Source organism: Gilliamella sp. G0441 (genome assembly GCF_050589305.1).
Taxonomy (GTDB): domain Bacteria; phylum Pseudomonadota; class Gammaproteobacteria; order Enterobacterales; family Orbaceae; genus Gilliamella.
Genome location: NZ_JBNRJF010000003.1, coordinates 68628 through 94158, shown reverse-complemented (window position 1 = coordinate 94158; position 25531 = coordinate 68628). Strand labels below are relative to the sequence as shown.

Annotated in this window: 26 protein-coding genes; 10 read left to right on the top strand and 16 right to left on the bottom strand. The window is 33.8% G+C overall.

Annotation, left to right across the window (positions count from 1 at the left end; translation table 11 throughout):
* Window positions 1-139: 139 nt before the first annotated feature.
* The 4 genes from fdhD to ACKJXD_RS03970 all read left to right on the top strand — a co-directional run bounded on the left by fdhD (window position 140) and on the right by ACKJXD_RS03970 (window position 4393).
* The gene (gene fdhD / locus ACKJXD_RS03985) at window positions 140-949 is read left to right on the top strand and encodes a formate dehydrogenase accessory sulfurtransferase FdhD (RefSeq protein WP_430875602.1); all 810 of its coding nucleotides are present in this window, start codon (window positions 140-142) and stop codon (window positions 947-949) included.
* 238 nt (window positions 950-1187) lie between these two features.
* Window positions 1188-2006, top strand: a complete 819-nt coding sequence (locus ACKJXD_RS03980; protein ID WP_294828840.1) for a purine-nucleoside phosphorylase — start codon at window positions 1188-1190, stop codon at window positions 2004-2006.
* A gap of 59 nt (window positions 2007-2065) precedes the next feature.
* Window positions 2066-3307: a nucleoside permease gene (locus ACKJXD_RS03975; protein ID WP_220216778.1), complete on the top strand. Its 1242-nt coding sequence runs from the start codon at window positions 2066-2068 to the stop codon at window positions 3305-3307.
* Between the two features lie 180 nt (window positions 3308-3487).
* Window positions 3488-4393 (top strand): EamA family transporter, encoded by a 906-nt coding sequence (locus ACKJXD_RS03970; RefSeq protein ID WP_430875601.1) that lies wholly within the window; start codon window positions 3488-3490, stop codon window positions 4391-4393.
* A 12-nt stretch (window positions 4394-4405) separates the two neighbouring features.
* Here the strand turns inward: ACKJXD_RS03970 and ACKJXD_RS03965 are convergent, their stop codons facing one another.
* Complete coding sequence (locus ACKJXD_RS03965) at window positions 4406-5425, bottom strand: hypothetical protein (protein ID WP_430875600.1); 1020 nt, start codon at window positions 5423-5425, stop codon at window positions 4406-4408.
* Window positions 5426-5527: 102 nt separating this feature from the next.
* Window positions 5528-6463, bottom strand: a complete 936-nt coding sequence (gene dsdC, locus ACKJXD_RS03960; RefSeq protein ID WP_220216775.1) for a DNA-binding transcriptional regulator DsdC — start codon at window positions 6461-6463, stop codon at window positions 5528-5530.
* Between the two features lie 702 nt (window positions 6464-7165).
* On the opposite strand from dsdC, the gene ACKJXD_RS03955 reads away from it, so the two are divergent.
* Window positions 7166-7597, top strand: a complete 432-nt coding sequence (locus ACKJXD_RS03955; RefSeq protein ID WP_430875599.1) for a hypothetical protein — start codon at window positions 7166-7168, stop codon at window positions 7595-7597.
* A 388-nt stretch (window positions 7598-7985) separates the two neighbouring features.
* Window positions 7986-8465 carry a hypothetical protein gene (locus tag ACKJXD_RS03950; RefSeq protein ID WP_220216773.1) on the top strand — a complete coding sequence of 160 codons (480 nt, stop codon included), beginning with the start codon at window positions 7986-7988 and terminating at the stop codon, window positions 8463-8465.
* A 110-nt stretch (window positions 8466-8575) separates the two neighbouring features.
* Here ACKJXD_RS03950 and amtB read toward each other — a convergent pair whose 3' ends face one another.
* The 9 genes from amtB to ACKJXD_RS03905 form a co-directional block, all read right to left on the bottom strand.
* The gene (amtB, locus tag ACKJXD_RS03945) at window positions 8576-9856 is read right to left on the bottom strand and encodes an ammonium transporter AmtB (protein WP_430875598.1); all 1281 of its coding nucleotides are present in this window, start codon (window positions 9854-9856) and stop codon (window positions 8576-8578) included.
* Window positions 9857-9870: 14 nt separating this feature from the next.
* The gene (gene glnK / locus ACKJXD_RS03940) at window positions 9871-10209 is read right to left on the bottom strand and encodes a P-II family nitrogen regulator (protein ID WP_220216771.1); all 339 of its coding nucleotides are present in this window, start codon (window positions 10207-10209) and stop codon (window positions 9871-9873) included.
* 263 nt (window positions 10210-10472) lie between these two features.
* Window positions 10473-11966, bottom strand: coding sequence for a dGTPase (dgt, locus tag ACKJXD_RS03935; RefSeq protein ID WP_430875597.1), 1494 nt, complete (start codon window positions 11964-11966; stop codon window positions 10473-10475).
* An 18-nt stretch (window positions 11967-11984) separates the two neighbouring features.
* Entirely contained in the window at window positions 11985-13049 is a 1065-nt protein-coding gene (gene purK / locus ACKJXD_RS03930) for a 5-(carboxyamino)imidazole ribonucleotide synthase (RefSeq protein WP_430875679.1), read from the bottom strand.
* Window positions 13050-13056: 7 nt separating this feature from the next.
* Complete coding sequence (purE, locus tag ACKJXD_RS03925; protein ID WP_430875596.1) at window positions 13057-13557, bottom strand: 5-(carboxyamino)imidazole ribonucleotide mutase; 501 nt, start codon at window positions 13555-13557, stop codon at window positions 13057-13059.
* A gap of 143 nt (window positions 13558-13700) precedes the next feature.
* A complete protein-coding gene (locus ACKJXD_RS03920) occupies window positions 13701-14051 on the bottom strand; it encodes a RidA family protein (protein ID WP_430875678.1) in 351 nt (116 codons plus the stop codon).
* Window positions 14052-14076: 25 nt separating this feature from the next.
* Window positions 14077-16080, bottom strand: coding sequence for an excinuclease ABC subunit UvrB (gene uvrB / locus ACKJXD_RS03915; RefSeq protein ID WP_220216767.1), 2004 nt, complete (start codon window positions 16078-16080; stop codon window positions 14077-14079).
* A 395-nt stretch (window positions 16081-16475) separates the two neighbouring features.
* Window positions 16476-17948 (bottom strand): molybdate ABC transporter ATP-binding protein ModF, encoded by a 1473-nt coding sequence (modF, locus tag ACKJXD_RS03910; RefSeq protein WP_430875595.1) that lies wholly within the window; start codon window positions 17946-17948, stop codon window positions 16476-16478.
* A gap of 10 nt (window positions 17949-17958) precedes the next feature.
* Window positions 17959-18966, bottom strand: a complete 1008-nt coding sequence (locus ACKJXD_RS03905; RefSeq protein WP_430875594.1) for a TOBE domain-containing protein — start codon at window positions 18964-18966, stop codon at window positions 17959-17961.
* Between the two features lie 105 nt (window positions 18967-19071).
* On the opposite strand from ACKJXD_RS03905, the gene modA reads away from it, so the two are divergent.
* From modA to modC, 3 genes are read left to right on the top strand one after another with little or no spacing between them, the layout of a single operon-like run.
* Complete coding sequence (gene modA, locus ACKJXD_RS03900) at window positions 19072-19836, top strand: molybdate ABC transporter substrate-binding protein (RefSeq protein ID WP_430875593.1); 765 nt, start codon at window positions 19072-19074, stop codon at window positions 19834-19836.
* 12 nt (window positions 19837-19848) lie between these two features.
* On the top strand, window positions 19849-20538 hold the full coding sequence (gene modB / locus ACKJXD_RS03895) for a molybdate ABC transporter permease subunit (RefSeq protein ID WP_220216763.1): 690 nt from the start codon (window positions 19849-19851) through the stop codon (window positions 20536-20538).
* Window positions 20539-20544: 6 nt separating this feature from the next.
* Window positions 20545-21225 carry a molybdenum ABC transporter ATP-binding protein gene (modC, locus tag ACKJXD_RS03890; RefSeq protein WP_430875592.1) on the top strand — a complete coding sequence of 227 codons (681 nt, stop codon included), beginning with the start codon at window positions 20545-20547 and terminating at the stop codon, window positions 21223-21225.
* On the opposite strand, the gene ACKJXD_RS03885 is transcribed toward modC, so the two are convergent.
* The 4 genes from ACKJXD_RS03885 to ACKJXD_RS03870 form a co-directional block, all read right to left on the bottom strand.
* On the bottom strand, window positions 21204-21965 hold the full coding sequence (locus ACKJXD_RS03885) for a UDP-2,3-diacylglucosamine diphosphatase (protein ID WP_430875591.1): 762 nt from the start codon (window positions 21963-21965) through the stop codon (window positions 21204-21206). The genes modC and ACKJXD_RS03885 overlap by 22 nt on opposite strands.
* Window positions 21949-22440, bottom strand: coding sequence for a peptidylprolyl isomerase B (gene ppiB, locus ACKJXD_RS03880; RefSeq protein WP_220216760.1), 492 nt, complete (start codon window positions 22438-22440; stop codon window positions 21949-21951). The genes ACKJXD_RS03885 and ppiB overlap by 17 nt, the downstream gene beginning before the upstream one ends.
* Window positions 22441-22516: 76 nt before the next feature.
* Window positions 22517-23368 carry a bifunctional methylenetetrahydrofolate dehydrogenase/methenyltetrahydrofolate cyclohydrolase FolD gene (gene folD, locus ACKJXD_RS03875; protein WP_430875590.1) on the bottom strand — a complete coding sequence of 284 codons (852 nt, stop codon included), beginning with the start codon at window positions 23366-23368 and terminating at the stop codon, window positions 22517-22519.
* A gap of 68 nt (window positions 23369-23436) precedes the next feature.
* The gene (locus ACKJXD_RS03870; RefSeq protein ID WP_220216758.1) at window positions 23437-24126 is read right to left on the bottom strand and encodes a hypothetical protein; all 690 of its coding nucleotides are present in this window, start codon (window positions 24124-24126) and stop codon (window positions 23437-23439) included.
* Window positions 24127-24499: 373 nt separating this feature from the next.
* On the opposite strand from ACKJXD_RS03870, the gene ACKJXD_RS03865 reads away from it, so the two are divergent.
* The gene (locus ACKJXD_RS03865) at window positions 24500-24766 is read left to right on the top strand and encodes a GrxA family glutaredoxin (protein WP_220216757.1); all 267 of its coding nucleotides are present in this window, start codon (window positions 24500-24502) and stop codon (window positions 24764-24766) included.
* A gap of 62 nt (window positions 24767-24828) precedes the next feature.
* Here the strand turns inward: ACKJXD_RS03865 and tsaB are convergent, their stop codons facing one another.
* On the bottom strand, window positions 24829-25512 hold the full coding sequence (gene tsaB, locus ACKJXD_RS03860) for a tRNA (adenosine(37)-N6)-threonylcarbamoyltransferase complex dimerization subunit type 1 TsaB (protein WP_430875589.1): 684 nt from the start codon (window positions 25510-25512) through the stop codon (window positions 24829-24831).
* Between the last annotated feature and the right edge of the window lie 19 nt (window positions 25513-25531).

Sequence of the window (25531 nt, the reverse complement as noted above, 5' to 3'; positions counted from 1 at the left end):
TTAAGTTATAGATGTATTATTAAAATTTTATAACTAATTTTAAGTAGGCTAATACAATATTTTATCGAATTTAGATAACAAAAAGTGGCTATTTAGATAGCCTTAACGTTCAGTTATAACAGATAGCCAGAGAAAGTCTATGACAATTGGTTTAGAAAATATTACGGTTAAAAAATTTAACAGTAATCAATCAATCCATTCAGAACATGATGTTTTAGCTATAGAAACCCCCATTGCTTTGGTATATAACGGTATTTCACATGTTGTCATGATGGCAACTCCTAAAGATCTAGACTATTTTGCTATCGGTTTTTCATTAACAGAAGGTATTATTCAATCCATCGATGAAATCTACAATATTGAAATTATCAAAGTAATTAATGGTTATGAAGTTCATATTGAACTCTCATCACGACGTTTTTTTGAGCTTAAACAAAAACGCCGAAACCTTACCGGTCGAACAGGTTGCGGTATCTGCGGTACTGAACAGATAGACCAAGTCTGCACCTTATTGCCTATTTTATCTTCAAATCATTCCATTAATTTATCCCAATTTAATCAAGTATTGTCGGCATTAAAACGTGTCCAACCCGTGGGTGAACAAACAGGGTGTACCCATGCTGCAATCTTGCTTGATTTACAAGGTAATTTCATTGCTGGCTTCGAAGATATAGGACGACACGTTGCACTGGACAAACTATTAGGTTTTCGAGCTAAACAACTCAGAAATAATTCGAATTTTTCTGAAACTATTGTTGTCGTATCAAGCCGAGCCAGTTATGAAATGGTACAAAAAACCATTAATTGTGGAATTGAAATATTAATGGCTGTTTCTGCTGCAACATCGCTTGCTGTAGATATGGCAGTTAAAAGTAATCTAACCTTAATCGGTTTTTTCAAAAATGAAAAAGGGGTGATTTATTCAGGTAGTCATCGTATACGCGAATAAGTAAAAACACGAATTTAAATATGAATTTTATGTGATCTTTTTCTCGTTTTTAAAAAAAGATGATTAATTATTTTTTAAGATATGACATACTACTGCGATTTTAGGGGGCGTGTCATATGTAATAACGCAACCATACATTCTCAAAATGAAATTATGAATAGTACAGTAATCCAGAAAAGACGAATTATCATCAAAATTTATACTCACGAACATCTACAGACAATTGAAGGATACATCCATGCATCAAACATCTGATATTCAACAAGCGGTTAGCTATATTCAACAACAAACCAATAAAAAACCAACTATTGGTATTATATTAGGGTCAGGATTAGGTCCTTTTGCCGATACGCTTGAAGATGCAATCCATATTCCTTATGACACAATACCACATTTTGCAAAATCTGCTGCTGTAGGACACTCTAATGAATTAGTTATTGGTCAAAGCGGCGATAAAACAGTGGTTGCTATGAAAGGACGTTTTCATTACTACGAGGGATTTTCCTTAGATCAAGTCACCTTTCCTGTGCGGGTTATGAAAATGTTGGGCGTTGAAAAACTGATTATCACTAATGCTTGTGGGGCAGTGAATACCAGTTTTAATCCTGGTGATTTGATGCTGATTACTGATCATATTAATTTGACGGCAAATAATCCGTTAATTGGACCGAATAACGACGAGCTAGGCGTACGTTTTTTAGATGTCAGTGAACTTTATAATAAACAATTACGTTCAACCGTTTTAGAGGTTGCTAAAGAACTCAATATTACCTTACGCCAAGGTGTTTATGCTTGGTGGACAGGACCAACTTATGAAACACCAGCCGAAATCAGAATGATCCGCGTATTAGGTGCTGACGCTGTCGGTATGTCAACGGTTCCTGAAGCAATTATTGCACATCACTCAGGGATTAAAACGATAGGTATATCCTGTTTAACTAATATGGCTTGTGGTATTTTGGATCAGCCGCTTGGACATGAAGAAGTGATTGAGACAGCAGAACGTGTAAAATCAACTTTTTTACAATTAATTAGTAAGACTATAGCCCGTTTTTAATTAACTTTGTTATTGTTGTGATGTTGTATTAAGGGTTTACTTTATATTAGGTATCAGTAATGAACATAAGCAATAGATTGAAAATAATGATGTTTTTCCAATATTTTATTTGGGGAAGCTGGCTAGTAACTTTTGGTTCGTATATGAGTAACACGTTACACTTTACTGGAGCTGAAATTGGATTTGTATTTAGTTCAAAAGGACTTGCAGCATTAATAATGCCATGTATTATTGGCATTATTGCCGATAAATTTTTGCAACCTAAATACTTATATATGCTATGCCATTCAATCTGTGCGGTTGTACTTTTTTATGCGGCATCGATCACACATTCTACTCCTCTATTTTGGGTCATGTTAGCTAATGCTTTTGCATTTATGCCGACAATTGCATTATCTAATTCGATTAGTTATCACTGTTTAGATAATAATAATATTGATTCAATGAAAGCATTTCCCAAAATTAGGGTATTTGGTACTGTAGGCTTTATTATTGCAATGTGGATAATTAGTCTACTAAAATTAGAACAGAGTCATGCCCAACTTTATGTCGCTAGCATCGCATCAATTATACTCGTCATTTACAGTATAACGTTACCCCAAATTACTATCGATAAAATGCTAAAACAATCATGGCATTCTCGATTAGGATTAGACGCATTTATACTTTTCAAAAAACCAACAATGGCAGTGTTTTTTTTATTCGCAATGTTAATTGGCGCTATTTTACAAATCACTAATACTTTTGGTACGACTTTTTTACGTGATTTTAATAAAATCCCTGAATTTAAAGATAGCTTAATTTCGCAATATCCTGCTATTTTATCTTCTGTATCACAGATGGCTGAGGTTGCATTTATCCTAACTATCCCATTTTTCCTCAAAAAATTAGGGATTAAAAAAGTGATAATGATAAGCCTTATAGCTTGGACTTTAAGATTTGGTCTGTTTGCATTTGGTGATCCAACACCTCTTGGTTTTGTTTTATTAATGCTATCGATGATAGTTTATGGTTGTGCATTTGACTTCTTCAATATATCCGGTTCAATATTTATTGAAAAAGAAGTCAAATCAAGTATACGTGCAAGCGCACAAGGTCTATTTATGACCATGGTAAATGGGGTTGGTGCTTACTTAGGTTCAATATTAAGTGGATTTGTAGTTGATATGTTTACTCATAACGGAGTTAAAGATTGGCAAATGATATGGCTAATTTTTGCATCTTATGCATTAATATTAGCTATCCTATTTTATTATAGTTTTAACTATCACCATATAAGCAATAAACAAATTAAGCAGTAGCTTAATCATTTAATATAATGGATTATAAAAAAATGTTTATTATCTAAATCAAATCAATTCGTATTCATTATCATAATTAATTTAATGAACAGAATGAAACACAGGGTTGTCTGACCCTGTGTATTTTAGTCTGTCGATAATTATCGACAAAATTGTTGTTAAAAGTTTTGAGATATAACTATGAAAGAAAAATTTTTAGGCGGTTTTTTAGTGTTTTTAGGCGCATGTAGCTTTGGGGTACTTTCCTCTATTGTAAAAACTTCTTATAAAGCTGGATATACATTAGGCGAAATTACAGGTGTACAATGTTTTTTGGGTATGCTTATTTTATGGGGAATCCATATCATTGTTAGATTCCTTAAGAAATCCAAAAACTCATCAACTAAAAAACATCAATCAACAAAAAAATGGAAAGTATGTATTGTTGGTGTCTTTCCCGGTTTAGTCGGTATTTGTTACTATCAGTGCGTTCAATTAGTTCCGGCATCTATTGCTATCATTTTACTAATGCAATATTTATCGATCAGCATTATTATTGATTTTGCTATATTTAAAAATCGTCCTAGTTCTATTCAAATTGTAACAGTTGGCATTATTATCGTAGGGAGTTGCTTAGCAGCAGGCATTCTTAATGAAACGTTTCGTTTAAATTTGGCAGGATGTTTTTTCGGCTTTTTAGCAGCATTGATGTATTCATTATTTATTACAACGAGCAGTAATATTGGCAACGATTTACCAACATTGGAAAAAAGTGCTCTAATGATCACAGGTGCTTGCATTGTTACATTCTTAATTTTTCCACCGTTATTCTTTTTCAAACTTAATCTTTTAGATCCTCTTTATCAGTTAGGCTTTTTACTGGCATTATTAGGCACTGTTTTACCGCCTTTCTTATTTTCCGTAGGTATGCCCAAAATAGGCATTTCATTAAGTGCTATACTTTCAGCCGCAGAACTTCCAGTTGCGGTAACATGTTCCTATTTTTATTTAAAAGAATCCGTTTTGTTAGTGCAATGGATTGGAGTGATTATTATTCTTTCAGCTATTACACTATTAAATTTTAAAAATTTAAAAAAAGGCGCATGATAACGCCTTTTTTTAAGAGTTATCCACACATATTCTTTTAACTAAATATCGACTTAAGATGCAAGACACAACTAAATAACTACATATAATACATCCTAAGATTATTGCATTCAAATTTTCAAAATTGATACTCTTATAGGACGCTCTTAATTTATTTCTTAATATAATTTCATAAATGCAAATAGGTAAAACACCACATAAAAAGCTTGAAATTGTTACACAAAGAAGCATACTTATAATTAATTTTTTAATGTTTATTAATGAATCAATACTTGAAAAAGTTTTATATACGGAAAAATAGGTAACTAGGTATTGTATTAAAATCGTTAAGAGTGAGCCAAAAATATTTATAAACAATAATTGATAATTTTTGTGAAGAAGAATATCTACAAATGACTGAAAATTGTTTATAATGACAAACATTGCACTTGGAATGATCATGAGAACAGAATAGTTGAAACAATTTATTTTATTTTTTTCTGAAAGATCAGCTTGAAAAGTCTGTCTTAGGTTTAGATTTTTTTTTGCAAAAACATAAAAAACCAAATTTATAAAAAATATAATTGCTGTAAATATGTTAATAGAACTGATTAAACGTATAAACCATCTAAAAAAATCACCTAAACCTATAGTTCTATACTTATCAAATATAAATGAAAAATTATGGATGATAAAATCATCACATTTAATTTTCAGTTCATATAACAAATTTATTAATTTATGTGATGTCCCAAATAAAACAGTCGCAATTATAAGAACTCGCCACAAATCTCGACGTAGTAGATGTAAACGATAAGTTTGACAACACAAAATTGCGGTGACAAAAAATAAAATATAAAAACCAAAATTACAATAAAAACAAAATATATAATAATTAAAACTGTCTTTTATATATTGAAAATAAGAATCTATAATTCCTTCAGGATTAGTGAAGAAAGATACAGAAATGGGTACAAAAAAGTCTAGTAAAATTAAGAAAACAATAAATATTAATGGTAATTTAATTATAGATTGGCTTTGATTGGCGTTCATTATATTCCTTTATCCTAAAAATCCTTTTTTAAAAAGAATACTCATAACGACTATCGAAATCAATAGAAATTTTTGAAATTTATATTCAAATCATTGGTTACATTAAATATGGCGTTTAAGCCATTGGATAAAGATATCTGCTTTAGGGTTATACTTGGTTTGTGGTTTCAGTATATAGTACCTTTGTTTACATAAAAACTCCATTTGTGGAAATGGCATGATAAGTTCCTGTGTTTCTAAATATTTAGTAATTAATTGTTTTCTACCCATTGCAACTCCAGCATGATTAATCGCTGCCAATACAGCTAAATCAGAACGATCAAATATCATTTTCCGCATATCGTTAAAATCAAATGATAATGAAAAATTATTCGCCCATGTTTTCCACTCTTCTAACATTGAGTCATGCCCCCATGCTTGGCTATCGTGCAATATAGTACAGTTATTTAATTTCTCAACATTATCATATAAGTCTTGTTTCAGTGCATAAGCGTGACTACAAACCGGAACGATTGACTCATTCATTAAATGATCATAAACGATTTCCTCATAGCGTAAAGCATCAAAATAGATGGCCAAATCAATACGATGGCGATTGAAGTTACTTACTTCATTTCCAGATAAAATATTTAAACTAATATATGGGTATTGGCGATTAAATTCCGATAATTTAGGTATTAACCAACACTGAGTAAATGAAGGTTTTGCATAAATCGTTAATGTCCCTGCTGCTTCTTGATTCGTTATCCCCAAAATTTCTTGATTTAAATTACGTAGTGAGTTTTTTACAGCACTAAATAAATTTTTTCCGTTATAGGTCAACTCAATACGTCTATGAAATCGTTGGAATAACTTAAATCCAAGTTCATCTTCTAATTTATTGATTTGATGGCTAACGGCACTAGGACTAATACAAAGTTCCTCAGCAGCTAAAGCAAAAGAAAGATGTCTTGCTACCGACTCAAAGGTATGTAATTTTGCCAATTGGTAACGATTGATAATACGATTTTGAGTTAAATAATTATTTTCATCATACATCTGTAACTTCTCCTGTACTTCGTTTTTTAAAACTTTTACTAGCAGTTTTAGGGCCACATCTTTACATTTACAAACATTCATGTCGGGTAGAATTAGAAGAAAGTAGTAATGTTGGCTTTAAATTACTTTTTGGGATGAATTTAATTCATGTTAAGTTGTTTATTTATCATTTGTCAAATAATAATCAAAAACATCTAATAATAACAATGTTTAACCGCTTTGAAATTGGACAATATGAATTTGCTAACACTGATTTTATTACTATTAATCATTGAGTTATTCTTATTTGTTTATATCAATTTCAAACGTTATTTTTTCATCTATTATTCTATAAGTAAATGGATAAGATTAGTAATATCAAATAATTTTTATGCAAATATAGCTAGAATTATAACCAACACTAATTGTGTTGAAGTAATCAATACCATAACCATTAGAACAATAGAAATTATAATGAATCGGTTTTTAAATTTTCCTTTTAATATCAATATCAAGACTAAAATTAATATTTTTTTTAAAAAGCTATATTGCAGTCAGTTCTTTTATTTTCACCAAATTATTTTTATGCATTATTAGAAGTCATTGTTTCTTAATACGCTGAAATATATGAATATAATATTTAAGAAGCGTTTAATAATGAGTTATTTGCTCTTGTTTCTACATGAAATGTTTTTTTATTAAAAATGATACAAGGAACAAAATATGATATTTACAGGCCTTGAAAATTTGTTACAACACCACCATATAATTATTATCCAAAAAAATTTGGGTAAAATGAATTGGTTTGAAATTAATGTAATAACAGTCGAAGAAGAACTAAATATTACATTAGTAGTAAATAAATTAGGCGTAAAGGATTTTGATCACAGATTAGTAAGATGTATTCCTTATCAATATAAATCATTTCCGGAAGCGGCTGTAACAAAAGGAATTATTAAGCCACATGATATTATCAAATCGAAATTAATAATACCCCTTGAAAATTGTTATCAATATAACATGTTGAGTCGTTTATTACTCAAAAATCTAGTCATTTTTAATGGGGCACTCAGAAATTTAAAATATTTTATAATGATATTATTAATTAGTTTTAGCTTTTACCAAGCTAAAAATTATCATTTTATTGATAAATAATTTGTTTATTTATCATTGAAAATCCAGATTTACTATCTCATTAGAAGTAATTTAGTCAATTTGACTTTTATTATTTAGCATTGATTTTTATATAATTTTAATTATAGCTACTTAATTAAAGCTATTAAGAAGGAGGCGTTAAAAGTGTAAGCGCAAGCTTACAGAAAATTGAGCAAAAAATTATTGTTTTGTCATTTGAATTATCAAACTTAAATAGCATTTAAACAATTTGTTATGAAGGAAAAACTAACAAAAATTTGGAAATTTAGTTATTTAATACTGTTGTAATACCTTAAAAAAGTATTCACAGAAAACAAGTAACAATCGTTTTTTTCATTGTCCGATACATTGTTATATTATTGTCCTGAAATAGAAAGGAAGTTATAGAATGAAGACACATAAAAAACCATTATTTACATTAGTACAAAGCAGTGAGTCAGTAACTAAACAAAACACTTTAAGCTATTTAGATTCTAAATTAAATTATCCGGATTGCGTTGATGACATTATTGCACTACGTATCAAGGAGCTTAAATTACATCATACAGAGTATAAAGAAAAAGAGTATAACGAAAAAAATACTTTTCGTAACAATAAAGAGTTTTCATTTATATTTGGCGAAGTATTTGAATCAGAACATCATGAAAAACAAATCGGTATGCTAAAAGATGAGATAGCTTTGGCTAAAGAGTCCAATAAAGTAAAGGAATTACTTGGTACTCGATTAAAAGAAATGGCTAAAGTATACCCAGATGTTGAACTTGATCTAAGTGATGTTGATGTGATCCCAACACAAATAAAAGAACATTTGTTTGCTCCACCTTTAATCTTAACTGAAGATAATGCCATTATGCTTTGGGATGATTAAAAAACTGTTTTAACAATAATTAATAATACGTATAATAAATTACAGGGTACCAGCCCTGTAATTTATTTAATAAGTTAGTTTGTTAGGATAAATATAAAGAATAATTAAAATTAACTGTTAAAGGCACTTTCGCCATGGCTATTGATATCCAATCCTTCCCGCTCATGCTCTTCTGATACGCGTAATCCAACCGACAAATCGGCAATTTTATAGGCAACAAATGCGATAATAGCTGTCCAAACAACACAGGTAATCACACTCAAAAATTGGATTCCTAGTTGGCTTAGCATATTCATGCCTTGAGCATAACCAATACCGCCTAACGATTCTGCTGTAAATATGCCAGTTAGCAGACAACCTACAATACCACAGACGCCATGTACCCCAAATACATCACAGGTGTCATCAATTTTTAACATTTTTTTAAGAGAAGATACGCCCCAAACACCGGCAAAACCACAAATCAAACCAATTAACATTGCGCCACCAACGCCGACAAATCCTGCGGCTGGCGTTATGCCAACTAATCCAGCAATGATCCCTGAAGCAGCGCCTAAACATGATGGTTTACCTCGCAACACCCATTCGGCAATTGTCCACGCTAAAACGGCCGCTGCCGTTGCTGCAACCGTATTAATAAAAGCTAGACTGGCAATCTCATCTGCTTGTGTTGCCGATCCCGCATTAAAACCAAACCAGCCTATATAAAGAATTGCTGCCCCTAAATACACATAAGGTAAATTGAAAGGTTTTAAGGGCTCACGATTATAACCGATACGATTTTTGAGCAGATAGGCGCCAATTAATCCGGCAACTGATGCATTAATATGAACCACCGTACCACCAGCAAAATCTAATGACCCTTCATCGCCTAATATCCCCCCGCCCCAAACCATATGAGCCATCGGTATATAGGCGAATGTAAACCAAATTACCATAAAAATTAATACTGCTGAAAATCGAATACGTTCCGCAAAAGCACCCAGTATTAAACAGCAGGTAATACAGGCAAAAGAGCCTTGAAAAGCGATCCAAATCAACTCATAAATCGTTCCTGACAAGTCCGTTATCTTCACACTAATCAATAAAAAATGATCGAAATTACCAAAAAACCAATTTCCTTGACCAAAGGATAAGGTATAGCCATACGTTATCCAAAGTACGGTGATTAATGAAAAGGTAACCAATACTTGTGACAACATGGATAACACGTTTTTAGAACGTAATAATCCACCATAAAAGAGTGCGATACCCGGTACAGACATAAATAGTACCAGTGCAGTACACATCATCATAAAACCATTATCTGCTTTATCAGCAATAGGAACTTCATTAGCCAATACTGAACCAGAAACCAATAATCCAAACACTAAAATTACTTTTTTCAACATAATATTATCCCTATTTATAGTGCTAATTCATCGGTTTCACCCGTTCGGATCCGAACAACGTGCATCAATGGCGTAACAAAAATTTTTCCGTCGCCGATTTTGCCGGTATAAGCCGCCTGACAAATTGTGGTAATAGCTTCGTCGAGCTGATCGTCACTGATCGCTAACTCTATTTTTACTTTAGGTAAAAAATTAACAGTGTATTCTGCACCTCGATAAAGTTCGGCATGACCTTTTTGCCGCCCAAACCCTTTTACTTCTGTAACAGTTAATCCAGTGATACCAATATTTGAAAGTGATTCTCTGACCTCTTCTAATTTGAAAGGTTTAATCACAACAGTCACTAATTTCATCTGTGTAACTCCTCATCTTTTACTATGGGTAATCAACATAATGCAAAGGTTATGCCAGCTTTGATTAAGATTAATTTGTTGTGATTTTAGATAAGCAATAATGAAGCCTTTTCATGCAGGTATAAAAACATGAATTGAATAACAAATGATTGAGCTGATAAGCTCAATTTGGTTATCAAGAAAATTTGACTTGATAGCGTTTGATGCACTAATCTGGTGCTATTGCGTTTTTGTAGTGCCTCTTAATCTATTCATTAATTTGATTAGAAGGTCACCATTAACTTGCGGTATTCATCATAAGCAAAGTGATCAGTCATGCCACTAATATAATCTTGCAACAAACGACAACGATAATAGAACTCCCAACTTTGAAAAGTGTCTTTCGTTTCATCTTTATTCTTAATAGCTTGTTGATAAGCATCCCGATGTTTAGCGGAAAGTTTATGATAAAGCCGTGTTTCAATCGGGTATTCTTTGTGATTATCGTCTTTTACTAATTTTAAAAAATCATGGGTTGGCATATCGAGTAAAGGACTATAGATATCTAACAATCCACTGATAATTCGGTGACCTTGTAATTCAATATTTTCAACAGATTCATGATTAAAAACATATTTAACTCCAACCGTTTTAAAGATATTTAATAATTTATATTCAGCCCCGTTACCTTCCAAGAGCGCATTATTAAATGAACCATGGTATACCTCCTCGATATTTTCAATAAAACGCTCAGCAGCATGAGGGACAAGTTTTGTGATAGTGTTAACACGTAAATACATGAAAAATTGCCCAATAGCTATCGCATTAAATTGATTTTGTCTTAGATTTTCATATGAACGCTCGACAACTTTATCAAAAAGATCACCAGGTTTGGTTGGCCCCCAAGCGTCCTTTAAATATTCATAAAGTTGTTGTACAGAAAATAATTTTTTTTCTACCGCATCTTCAAGATCGGCAATACAGTAAGAAATATCATCTGCTGCTTCCATAATATAAGTGAGTGGATAACGGTGAAAAGGTTCAATATCAAGTTGTTCAGATAACTCTTTGATAAAAGGCTCTTCAGATAAGTAATATCCCGGTTTTTTCATCAAATAGGAGAATTTAACAGGAACTTCACGCAACCAATAGGCTGGTTTGGAATATTTTAATATTGATGCAATTTGCGAATAGGTGAGATTTAATCGCAAAATGGTATGAACTAATCGTATGGCTTGTGCATTACCTTCAAAATTGCATAAGTCTTGACGGATTTTACTTTTTAACTCCTGAAGCTCAGTATTATCCGTTTTTTGTATTTCAAGCACAGGATAATAAGATGATGCATGAATTTTTAATCGTGAGCCAAACCATTGGTTAATTGCTTTTTCACCAAAGTGTCCGAAAGGAGGATTACCAATATCATGCATTAAACAAGCCATTTCAACCAAACTTTCAATCGGCATAATAACTTGTTCTAATCCCAATTGTGCCAATTTTCCGGCGTTGCTAAGACGATGAATGATCTCTTTAACAATATAACGCCCTACCTGTTGTACTTCCATGGAGTGGGTTAATCGTGTTCTGACAACTGAATTACGCTCTAATGGAAAAACTTGTGTTTTTTGCTGTAAACGGCGAATCGCAGCAGAGTTAAGGATCCTTCCTCGATCGCTTTCGAAACAACGAATTATTGAGTAGAGATTGGTTATCTTTTCTCGGGTTTTGCTTGCGCTACGTTGATAGTTAATTTTTTTATTGAAGTCGATCATACTCAATCCCTTGTATTCATATTATTATAGTTTCTGTTCTGCCCATTCAATAGCCGATTGATATTCTACAGGTAAAAACGATATCAAATTAGTTAATGTTTGCTTTAATTTATCTGGATTATCATGCGTTAAATTGATATGCCCTACTTTACGCCCAACTCGAACTTCCTTTTCGTACCAATGCAGATGCACTAAATCAATCGATAACCATTTTTTATTGAGTTCTGTACCGATTAAATTCACCATAATTGAAGGGGTAAAGACATCTGGCTTAGGTAGTGGCAATCCTAATAAAGCCCTTAAATGCAGTTCAAATTGACTAATTGAAGCACCATTTTGTGTCCAATGCCCACTATTATGCACACGAGGCGCCAGTTCGTTAATGAGCAACTCATTACCCATCAAAAAACATTCCATCGCCATGACGCCCACATAATTTAGTTTATCCATAATAGCCGATAACATGTGTTCAGCTTTTGACTGTAATGTTTTGTATTCATCGGGTAAGACAACACTCATTTTTAGAATACCGTCTTGATGTAAATTGTTAGTCAATGGATAAAAAACTTTGTCCCCATTAGCATTACGAGCCCCAATTAGTGAAACTTCTTTTTCAAATTTAATAGTTTGCTCAACGATCGCATGTCCATAAACTTCATCGGGTATATTGACGTTATTTTCATCGTTAATTCGCCATTGACCACGACCGTCATATCCGCCTGTTCGACGTTTGACAATCAAATGTTGTCCTAACTGAGCAAACAGATTTGTCCACTGTTGTTGATGTTCAAGTGAGTGCCATTTCGCCGTTGGTAGACCAAGTCCATCGAGTAACTGTTTTTGCGTTAAACGATCGGCAATAATAGGGAATACATGGCGATTAACAAAATGAGGATGGTTAGCTAAAAGTTTGGTAAAAGGCGTATCAGGCCAACGTTCAATTTCAGCAGTAATCACCGACTGTTGATAAGGAATTGAATCGGGTTCAACATCTATGCCAACAGGATAGACTTTTATCCCTAAAGGCTCACCCGCTTGTCTTAACATTCGTCCTAATTGCCCGTTACCAAGTACACATACCGTTTTCATTGTCATGTTAATCTTCAACTCGCGGATCGGGATGATTAAGGACATCATCCGTTTGGCTTAATCGCCAAAGGGATAATCGTTGGAAAATATCGGCATCATGCAGGGCAAGAATTTGCGCAGCAAGTAAAGCGGCATTTGCTGCCCCAGCTTTACCAATCGCTAGCGTACCAACAGGAATGCCTTTAGGCATTTGCACAATTGAATAAAGACTATCTACCCCACTTAAAGCCGCGGTTTGAACGGGTACACCCAGCACAGGGACAAGTGTTTTAGCCGCTAACATACCCGGTAAGTGAGCTGCACCGCCAGCACCAGCAATAATCACATCAATGCCTTTTTGCTTAGTGTCTTGAGCAAATTGAAACAGTTTATCTGGAGTACGATGAGCAGAAACGACTTCAACATGATAAGGAATACTGAGTGTATCAAGCACATCAGCAGCATGTTGCATCGTTGCCCAATCACTTTTGGAGCCCATAACAATAGCAATTTTAGGTTGAATACGCATAGAAAATTGTATGAATATTTAAAAGATTAAGTAGATAAAGTATACACTAAAATTTTATGATTGGGGATAAAAAGGATCGTTAAGGATATACACCATGCCACCCTTGCCTACATAACAAAGGTAGCATGTGCATCAATTTGAATTTACGCTTTAACCGCAGCAATAACTTTTATTTCAACCAGATACGCTTCCACCATCAGCGCACAATGTACCGTACAACGAACGGGTGCACTGCCATTTGCTACCCATTCATCCCATGCTTTATTCATTGCGGTAAAATCACTTTTGTTGGCAAGAAAAATGGTGACATCTAAAAGCTGTGTTTTATCACTATTTGCTCTGGCTAACATATTATCTATTTCAGCCAGTGCACTTTTAGTTTGTGCATAAGCATCATTGATTAAATTAGTCGGTACACTGGTATAATAAATTACATCATTGTGTATTACCGCTTCAGACCAACGATCTGCTGGATCAATTCGTGTTATTGTCATCATTTATTCCTTATAAGATGATTAATTAAGAAACCTTAATAAAATCTGCACGTAATTTTTTTATTTCATCACGCAACACACCTGCTTTTTCAAATTCAAGATTTTGTGCTGCTTCATACATCATTGCTTCAAGCTCTTTCACTCTGGCTTGAACCTCTTTGACAGAGACATAATGATACGGTTTACCCGGTTCAAAAGCTTGGACTTTCGCCGTTGATTTTTTAGTGCTTAATCCTGCTTCTAAAATATCTTTAATCTCTTTACGTACTGATTTTGGTGTAATGCCATGTGCAGTATTAAAATCTTCCTGTTTTTTTCGACGTCGAGCGGTTTCATCAATGGTTTTTTGCATTGCTGGCGTAATTTTATCAGCATACAAAATCGCTTTACCATTTACATTACGCGCTGCACGTCCAACTGTCTGAATTAAAGAACTTTCAGAACGTAAAAAACCCTCTCGGTCAGCATCTAAAATCGCAATAAGTGAGACTTCAGGAATATCTAATCCCTCACGTAATAAGTTAATTCCAACAAGCACATCTACCTTGCCTAACCGTAAATCCCGAATAATCTCCATACGTTCAACCGTATTAATATCAGAATGCAAATACTTCACTTTCACATTATGCTCCGATAAATAATCGGTTAGATTTTCTGCCATTTTTTTGGTTAAGGTGGTAACTAATACCCGCTCTTCATTTTGCATGCGGATTTTAATTTCAGAAAGCAAGTCATCAACTTGCGTTGCCACCGGTCTTATTTCAATAATAGGATCTAGCAAGCCTGTTGGTCTAACCACTTGTTCGATGATTTCACCACCCGATTTTTCGATTTCATATTTTGCCGGTGTTGCCGATACATAAATTGTTTGCGGCATAATATTTTCAAATTCAGAAAATTTCAATGGACGGTTGTCCAACGCTGACGGCAAACGAAAACCATATTCAACCAAATTAAGTTTACGTGAACGGTCGCCATTATACATTGCACCTAGTTGTGGAATAGCAACATGGGATTCATCAATAAACAATAATCCATCAGCCGGTAGATAATCAAATAACGTTGCCGGTGGATCGCCCGGTTTGCGTTGTGATAAAAACCGAGAATAGTTTTCGATACCCGAGCAATAGCCTAATTCGGTCATCATCTCAATATCAAATAACGTACGTTGCGTTAAACGTTGTTCTTCTAACAGCCGTTGATTATCAAGTAATACTTTCTGACGCTCTTTAAGTTCGAGCTTAATTTGAGCAATCGCATTTTCCATAATGTTTCTTGGTGTAACATAGTGCGTTTTTGGATAAATTGTAATACGTGATACCTCATTAACGCTATTACCTGTCAATGGGTCAAATAATGTGATTCGATCGACTTCATCATCAAATAATTCTACCCGTACCGCAAGTTCATCCGAATCAGCCGGAAAAATATCGATGACATCACCACGAACTCGAAAAGTACCACGACTAAATCCAAGGTCATTACGCGTATATTGTAATTCAGCCAAACGAGTTAATATCGAGCGCTGATCGGTAATCGTACCTTTAGTTAAATGCAGAATCATTGACATATAAGTTTCTGGCGCACCTAAGCCATAAATCGCCGAAACCGAAGCGACAATGACGACATCACGGCGTTCCAATAAAGATTTTGTTGCCGAAAGTCGCATTTGTTCGATATGTTCATTAATCGATGCATCTTTTTCAATAAATGTATCGGTTGAAGGTACATAAGATTCTGGCTGGTAATAATCATAGTAAGAAACAAAGTACTCAACAGCATTTTCAGGAAAAAAAGCTTTCATCTCGCCATATAACTGTGCAGCAAGTGTTTTATTTGGCGCTAAAATAATCGTTGGGCGATTATGTTTAGCAATGACATTTGCCATCGTAAACGTTTTACCTGAGCCAGTCACGCCTAATAATGTTTGATGTGCTATTCCGTCATCAAGATTTTGATTAATCCTTTTAATCGCTTCTGGCTGGTCGCCGGCAGGTTTAAAATCGGAACACAATTTGAATTTTTTCATTACGTCGTAACCTAAAATTTTACCTATTAATAAAAATTATCCCCAAAAGGGCTTGACCTTTTAAAATGTTATATTTTTTGTTCAGTTATCATAAATTCAATTAATCACCGCTTACTAATGGCAACTTGATTTATGCTAACTTATTGATATTATTAAATTCGCTCCATTACGCTTACAATCTAAACAGTTCAATACAAAACCTTATAGAAACTGAGTTTTTTACTGTTTTGAATAAACTATTCACAGAGTTATCCACAGGGTTGGGGGATAACTCCATAAGTATAGTCTTTTTAAAATTTTTTCAAATTTCAACAAAAAATTTAGGGATTTAATCGCCTTTATTTAATTGTTTTTTTCTATTTTTAAACTATTTTTAATAGTAAAAAACTAACAAACTAATGAATCTCTTCAACCTTATATTGATAGTTAACATCAGTTGTAGGCACAAAAGTTAATCGATGAGTGATGCATTTAGGTGCATCTTCAGCATGATGAGACACAAATAACAATTGTGTACGCCCATCAACAATTAAGCAATCTATCCAACGTTTGACTAATTCCCGATTCAAATAATCTAATCCTTGTAAGGGTTCATCCAATATTAATAATGTAGGATGTTTCACCAACGCTCTGGCAATCAAAACTAAGCGCTGTTGCCCCCAAGAAAGCGATTGAAACGGTTTATTAGCCTGAGAATGTAAACCAAGTAGTTGTAGCCATTTATCCGCTAGCTTATTTTGTTTATCACTCGCTGTTCGATAAACCCCAACAGAATCAAAATAACCGGACAAAAGAACATTTTTAACGCTGGTACTCACTCGATAGTCTAAATGGAAGCTACTACTAACATAGCCTATATGACGTTTTATATCCCAAATGGTTTCACCAGAACCACGTTTACGCCCAAAAAGTGTCAAATCATTACTGTAACCTTGAGGATGATCGCCTGTGATTAAACTTAATAATGTCGATTTACCTGCACCATTAGGCCCGATAATTTGCCAATTTTGATTCGCTTTAACCTGCCAAGTTAATCCATTAATCACCGCTTTATCGTCATAATAAACATATCCGTTATTTAAAATGATACGATCTAAGTGATCGGCAAGTTCAATAGGTGATTCATCTGCTTCAGGTAATGATATTTCAGGTAGATTTTCCAAATTAACCAGCTGCTGGATTGTTTCATCCTTTAATATTGTATCTTTTTCACCCATTTTCAAGAGTTGACAATCTGCTAATAGCCCAATATTTTCAATAAATCGGGGAATATCATTAAATCGATTTAAAACCAATATGATAGTGATTCCTTGTTTAACCAACCCCTCAAGGATTTGAGATAAGTTTTCACGTGATTGCACATCTAATCCGTCAAAGGGTTCATCTAAAATCAGTAAATCAGGTTTTACCATTAACGTTCGACAAATCAATGCTTTGCGGGTTTCACCGGTTGACAGATATTTAAATCGTCGGCTTAAAAGTTCGCGAATACCAAATTGTTGCGCTAATTGCTGACACAAAGATTGATTTGCATGGGCTTGTTGAATAATTTGCGAAGTCGTTAATCCTGTATCGTGCTCACCTTCACTTAACATATCAGTATTGTTTCGCTTCCATTCGTCATCAATCAATTTTTGCAGTTGCTCAAACGAAATATGGGCAATGGATTTAAATTGGTTAACAATTATACCAGATAATAGGGGTAACTCTCCAGCGATAGCTTTCACAAAAACCGATTTACCGCTGCCGTTACGACCAATACACGCTAAACTACTGCCTGAGTTTAGCGTCAAAGATTCAATATTAAATACACGATAATCACTAATCTTATAAATCGCATTTTCGATTCGTAACATGGATACCTCCATTTATTCAATATTATATTAAGGTGGCGACAATAATCTGCTGTGGATCAATAGACAGCATAATTTGCTTGTCTTGGGCTATTGCCAATTTTTCTATTTCTTGGGTTAATTTGGTTGCATAAATGGCAAGCCCTGAAGGCAATAATAATTGAATTTCACTCCAATATTCATCGCTTTTAATTTGTACCACTTTTGCCGATAAACAGTTTTCATTGAGATGATTAAATTCAATTGAAGGGGCTTTAATGAGTAACATTACAGTTTTATTTAGACTCAATTTTAATCGTTGCACGCTTGATTGAGTCATGTTAACTTTCAATTCAGTTTGATTATCGCTTAATAGAACGGTGACATACCCAGCGACCTCATTAATCTCTAATTGCTTAACACTTCCATATAATTGATTACGTGCACTGGTCTGCAAAGATAACTTTGCTGTCGTTTTTAAAATATCATCGAGTGGAACTTTATCATCACTCAATATATTAAAAGCATTTTGCTGTAATTGCGTTAGCAACTCATAAAGCTGAATAAATCTTACTGCATAAGGACTAAGCTTTGTTCCACCGCCCTTCTTACCACCGATTGAGGTAATAAAAAAAGGAGTCGGGGCTAACGCATTCATTTCATTAATAGCATCCCATGCAGTTTTGTAACTCATGCCGACTTGTTTTGCAGCCTGACTTAATGAGCCTGTTTGCTCAATCGCTTTAAGTAAGGCTATTCGACGAGGATCGACAAACCGGTGTTGATTCAGATTTAATGTCAGTAAAATTTCAGGAGAAAACATGATTTCAGCCATTATTACGCTTATTTCAAAGCGACCATTCACCAAAAGATTTCTATTATTGTAAACGCTTTTTAGCCATCCACCAAAAAATGAATCGATCTTACTAATTGATTGATTAGCAATAAAATGACTTAGCAATTTCCCTATACCGTTAAACACGCTTTCGATTGTCGTATCAATCCTAAATATCAAAAAGTTTAATTGTACTTTATTAACGAATTTTGATAGCATCGCTATATAATATTTTATATAACGATTAGCTATCTGTTATGACAAGTTTAGTTAAACCAATATGATAGGTAGAATTAAAACAGCCTATATCGAGCGAGGAAGAGGATGAACAAATACATAAAAACATTGTTAGCCGTAACATTGTTAACAGCAACAACCCTATTTAGCGTTTCAGTTTCAGCCATTGAGAAGATAACTGTTTTTGCCGCGGCTTCACTGACGAACGTTATGCAAGATATTGCAAATGAATATCAAACCGATTATAGAAATGTTGAAATTGTGTTTTCATTTGCCTCATCATCGGTGTTAGCCAAACAGATTGAACAAGGTGCACCGGCTGATATTTTTATGTCTGCCGATCAAAAATGGATGACTTACTTGATTGATCATCATCTTGTTAACCATAAAGATAACTTACTCAAAAATGCTTTGGTACTTATTGCACCAAAACAGTCCTCGATTGATAAAGTTGAGATTAATTCTACAACGAATTGGAATGCTATTTTGCCTAAAAATGAAAAACTGGCTATTGGTGATCCCGATCATGTGCCAGCAGGACTTTATGCTAAAGAGTCATTAACAAATTTAGGGGTATATGATCAATTAGCCCCTCAGTTTACACCGGCAAGTAATGTTCGTGATGCTTTAATGTTAGTTGAACGAAACGAAGCCGTACTTGGGATTGTCTACAGCACAGATGCTAAAGTAAGTAATAAAGTGAAAATAGTAGGGACGTTTCCTGCCAATACATTTACCTCGATTGAGTACCCTATCGCTTTATTGAAACCTGAAGCACAAGATTTCTATCAATATTTGCAATCACCCAATGCTAAAATAATTTTTGAAAAATATGGATTTATCACGCAATAATACATTATCACTATGCTACTGACAGACTTTGAATGGCAAACCTTGTTGCTAAGTTTAAAAATTGCAGGCGTAGCCATTGCTTGCAGTTTACCCATCGGTATTTTCACCGCATGGATTTTGGCTCGATGCCAATTTTGGGGAAAATCTTGTTTGGATAGTTTTGTTCATCTTCCCTTAGTTTTGCCACCTGTAGTGTTGGGATATTTGTTACTGTTGACCATGGGCAAACAGGGAATAATCGGTAAATGGCTTTATCGTTATTTAGATATTAGTTTTAGTTTTAATTGGCAAGGTGCCGCGTTAGCTTCAGCCGTTGTTGCTTTTCCCTTAATGGTACGTTCAATTCGCTTGGCGATAGAATCGATTGATTACCGCCTTGAACAAGTCGCTCGCACGTTAGGTGCAAAACCGTTACGAGTGTTTATAACCATAACATTGCCATTAGCCTTTCCCGGTATTTTAATGGGCATAATTCTTGGTTTTGCTCGCTGTTTAGGTGAATTTGGTGCAACGATTACCTTTGTTTCAAATATACAGGGTGAAACCCGTACTTTGCCTTTAGCCATGTATACTTTATTGCAAATACCAAATGGTGAATTCGCCGCTTTTCGACTTTGCATTATCTCCATTATCTTATCGTTAGTGGCGTTATTCTTATCTGAAATGTTAAACCGCTGGCATAAAAAGAAGATAGCAGGCTAATAAATTATGTTAAATCTTGATGTAAAAAAACAACTTTCCCGTTTTTTATTTGAATTCAAACTTCAGGTTCCTTGTCAAGGTGTGACTGCCATATTAGGGGTATCGGGTGCGGGTAAATCGACACTGATTAATTTAATTAATGGTTTAATTAAACCTGACCATGGCTTTATCCAACTTAATGGCACAAGCTTATATGATGAAGAACAAAAAATTTTTGTTTTGCCTGAAAAAAGAGATATTGGCACCGTATTTCAAGATCCTTTGCTCTTTCCCCACTATCGAGTCATAAAAAATTTAACCTATGGTGCCAAAAAATTCACTACGTCACGATTTGATGAAATCGTCGATGTACTCAATATTCGACCCTTATTATCACGCTATCCAGCCATGTTGTCAGGCGGTGAAAAACAACGAGTCGCTATTGGTCGAGCGCTCTTAACCTATCCTAAACTATTATTAATGGATGAACCTTTATCAGCATTGGATATGCCGCGTAAAAAAGAGATGTTAAGCTACATCGAAAAATTGGTTAATGAACTTAACATTCCAATAATTTATGTCACTCATAACATAAACGAAGTTAAACGTATCGCTCACGATGTGGTCATTTTAGAACAAGGAAAATTATTAGATTATGGAAAAACCGATTCTATTTTGCAAAGCGCTTATTTACAAGAGTGGTTATAAAGATTTAATTGAGCACTATCTTTTTCTTGTTTAATATACGAAATACCATCATGCCATGCACCTAGTACGAGCCTTTTTACAGGTTTATTGTCCACTAAAAAATCATGAACAGCAGGTTTATGTGTATGACCATGCACCATAATATCTGCATGATAATGTTTCATCATACTGTCAACAGTTTGCTGATTAACATCCATAATATACGCTGATTTAATTTGATTTCGTTCACGACTTTGTTGCCTTAGTTTTGCAGCAATTTTCAAACGTATGAATAATGGCATCATTAAGAAAAGTTTTTGCAACCATCGGTTATGCATAACTTTGCGAAACTTTTGATATTGAAGATCATCTGTACAGAGCAAATCACCATGTAAAAATAGAATTTTTCCGTTTTGATTTGGTAAGCAATTTATATCTGGTAATAAGATCATATCACAAGTTTTAGCAAATCTTTTACCTAATAAAAAATCACGATTACCATGAACAAAATATTTTTTTATGTGACGTTGAGAGAGTAATTTTAGTGCATTTGCAACTTGATTATGCAATTTAGAATTAACATCATCACCCACCCAATAATCAAATAAATCACCTAAAATATAAAGTTCACTATATTCGGGTAATGAGTCAAGGAAGGAGAAAAAGCCTGCAGTAATATCAAAGGTATCAGCTACAGGCTCGATATCTGATAAATGAATATCAGCAATAAAATAACGAACAGGATTATTCAAAAGTGACACTCGAAATAATCACATCTTCAACGGGAACATCTGAATGCATACCATTACGCCCCGTTTTAACCGCTTTGATCTTATCAACGACATCAAGTCCATCAACAACTTCAGCAAATACACAATAACCATAACCATTAACATCCGCTGAACGGAAGTTTAAATAATCATTATCTACAACATTAATAAAAAATTGTGCTGTGGCTGAATGCGGATCTGAGGTTCGTGCCATTGCCAATGTACCACGATTATTTTTTAGCCCATTTGCCGCTTCGTTTTGAATCGGTTCTTTAGTCTTTTTTTGTTTCATACCGGGTTCAAAACCACCACCTTGAATCATAAAATTATCAATGACACGGTGAAAAATAGTATTATTATAAAATCCTTCTTTACAATACTCGACAAAGTTTTTAACCGTTTCTGGAGCTTTGTCATCAAAAGTATTAATTTTTATATCACCATATGTAGTGTGAAATACGATCATAAGTGTTCCTTATTTTCATTTTTATTTAAAGTTAAATCTACTAATCCAAATATCAAATAGTGATCGTTCAGTTCATTCATTGACTAAACTTTTCACATGCTTCTAAAGTGTTACTCATTAACATAGCAACTGTCATTGGTCCAACGCCTCCTGGCACAGGTGTTATCCAACCTGCAACTTCAACCGCAGTATCAAACTCCACATCACCAACAAGCTTACCATCAGGTAAACGGTTGATACCAACATCAATAACTATCGCTCCTGGCTTAATCCATTCACCTTTCACATAATTGGCAATCCCTACTCCTGCTATTACAATATCAGCTTCACTAACATGCTTTGCTAAATCAACCGTTCTGCTGTGTGTGATCGTTGTTGTACAACCTAATAAAAGCAGTTCTAGTGCCATTGGGCGACCAACAATACTTGAAGCACCAACAACCGTGGCATTTAATCCAGATAAATTGATTCCGGTCGACTCAAGCATTTTAACCACACCATAGGGAGTACATGGGCGTAAAATAGGATCACGCTGTAACAAATGACCAATATTGTACGGATGGAAACCATCGACATCTTTATGCGGATTGATTCGTTCAAGCACTTTAGTTTTATCAATATTTTCAGGGAGAGGAAGTTGCACCAATATACCATGCACATCAGTTCGCTGATTTAACTCATCAATTAATACTAATAATTCATCAGTCGTAGATGTAGGAAAATCATAAGAAAATGAAGCAAAACCAACATCATCACACGCCTTTTGCTTGTTTTTCACGTAGATTTTAGATGCAGGATCTGAACCAACTTGAATAACGGCAAGTCCAGGAATTGATAACCCATTTTCAACCCGAATTTTGACTTTCTTGGCAATTTCACTTCGTATCTTTTGTGCTAACGCTTTACCATCGATTATTTGTGCTGTCATGAGTTTCTATACTTGTTATTTTGAACACTAATTACATTATTCTCGCAAAAGTTTTAATTAAAGTCTATTCACTTATCGATTGATTGACGAAGTTCAGATAATATCTTTTGATATTGTTCATCGATATGTGTAATTACCGTACAAATTTTACTATCAAAAGCTTTCAGTTTTGGCTTTTGAGTTTTCCATTCATCTTTCGATATCTTTTTAATTGCCCCATAATTTTTGAAAAGATTGAAATGAAGAATACTATTACCAACAATATTATAAAAAATACGTTGTCCAATATCTTCACCATCTTTTTTTAAATTATTAAAATTTTTATAATTAAATTGTGTTTCATCATTTTGGGTTATGATTGATTGTTGCAGCAATTTAACCAATCGTTTATATAACTTTTTTAGCTGACCATGTAAATCATCATCATTATCTAATTTTAATGTAATCGCTTTATCAAATGTTTTATTCACTTCATCTAATAAATTCAATGCTTGTAACTCTAATTGTGGGAGTTGTTGACGTAAATCACGCTGAAATTTTAGTATATTTTTCTTTAACTGGGAGGAAGGTAAAACAGTCTCATGATTAAAAATTATCTTTCCTGTAGGTAAAATAACTAAATCATTTTTATTGTTAAAAATATGTACATTCTGTTTGCTTATTACAATATCATAACTTGGTTTAACTGCACATTCTGGGTTAGCAGCAAAAACAGCAAATGAATTAAACAAAAATAAAAATAATAGTTTTTTTAACATATCAACTCTTAATCATTAATACTACTTAAATTATAACCACATTTTTAATAAAAAACATAATAAAATATTTACTGCCAACATATAAAATGATTTAAATTATACACTTCAATGGGATTGCTAAAACATAATTATTAATCACCAAATATTTAAACAAATTTATTAATAAAAACACACATATCACAACAAAAACAATAATTATCTTTATAAACTGCGGATAATTAATAAAAAATCCAACATATTCTTTAATATTAACATGCAATAATGATTAATTAATAGGTTTAATCTATAAAATTAAATATGATTTAGTGCTTTTTTTTCTAGAAAAGTTAAGTATAGTAACCATTATTAAATAACATATAAACCGAGGTGACCAATGTTTACTGTAATTTTTGGACGTTCAGGCTGTCCTTATTGTGTCCGTGCAAAAGAATTAGCTGAAAAACTTTCTCAAGAACGTGATGATTTTTCTTATCGTTATGTCGATATCAATGAAGAAGGTATCACCAAAGAAGATTTATCCAAAAGTGTTGGCAAGCCTGTGGAAACAGTACCTCAAATCTTTATTGATGAAAAACCAATCGGCGGTTGTACTGATTTTGAAGCTTATGCTAAAGCACACTTAGGATTATTTAAAGAGTAGTCGTCTAAATATCTTTCCTTGATGGTTATTAACTCTATGCCACTGTTTGAAGTGGCATTTTTTTAACGTCCAGGCAACTTTTTCCATGTAACTTCGTTACGCAAATAAGTAGGCTCAACATCTTCAACATTAATAAACTCTTGCCTTTGCCATTTTTGATTAGCAATAACAATCAGGTCTTGTGCATAAGGTAATAATAACTCACTTCTTTTTATACCCGTTAACATATCCTGATAGGTTTGCCAACCGGTACCAGCGCTATAATAATCATCTGTACATTTTCGATTAATTCTATCAGCGACTTTTTCAGGGGCTATGACGCATTCATCAATCATGGCTTGCCATTGGTCATTAACATATTGATACTGTCCTAAATAAACTTCGTTCATTCTGGCATCGATTGCGGCAATCACGTTTTTGGCTTGATTCAAACGTAAAGCGCCTTGGGCTAACGTCATCAATGTCGAAACACCGATCATCGGTCTGTCAATGCCTAACGCTAATCCTTGAGCAACGCCAATACCTATTCTTACCCCCGTAAAACTACCAGGGCCTTGTCCAAAAGCGATAGCATCAACTTGTGATAATAGACAATCGGACTGTTTTAATATGTTATCCACCATTGGTAATATCTGCTTGGTATGATCCCGAGCAGAAATAAGAAAATCATGTGTGATTTCATTTTGATATAATAGTGCAACTGAACACGCTTCAGTTGAAGTATCAATGGCTAAAATTGTACTCATTTTTTTTCCAATATTGTCA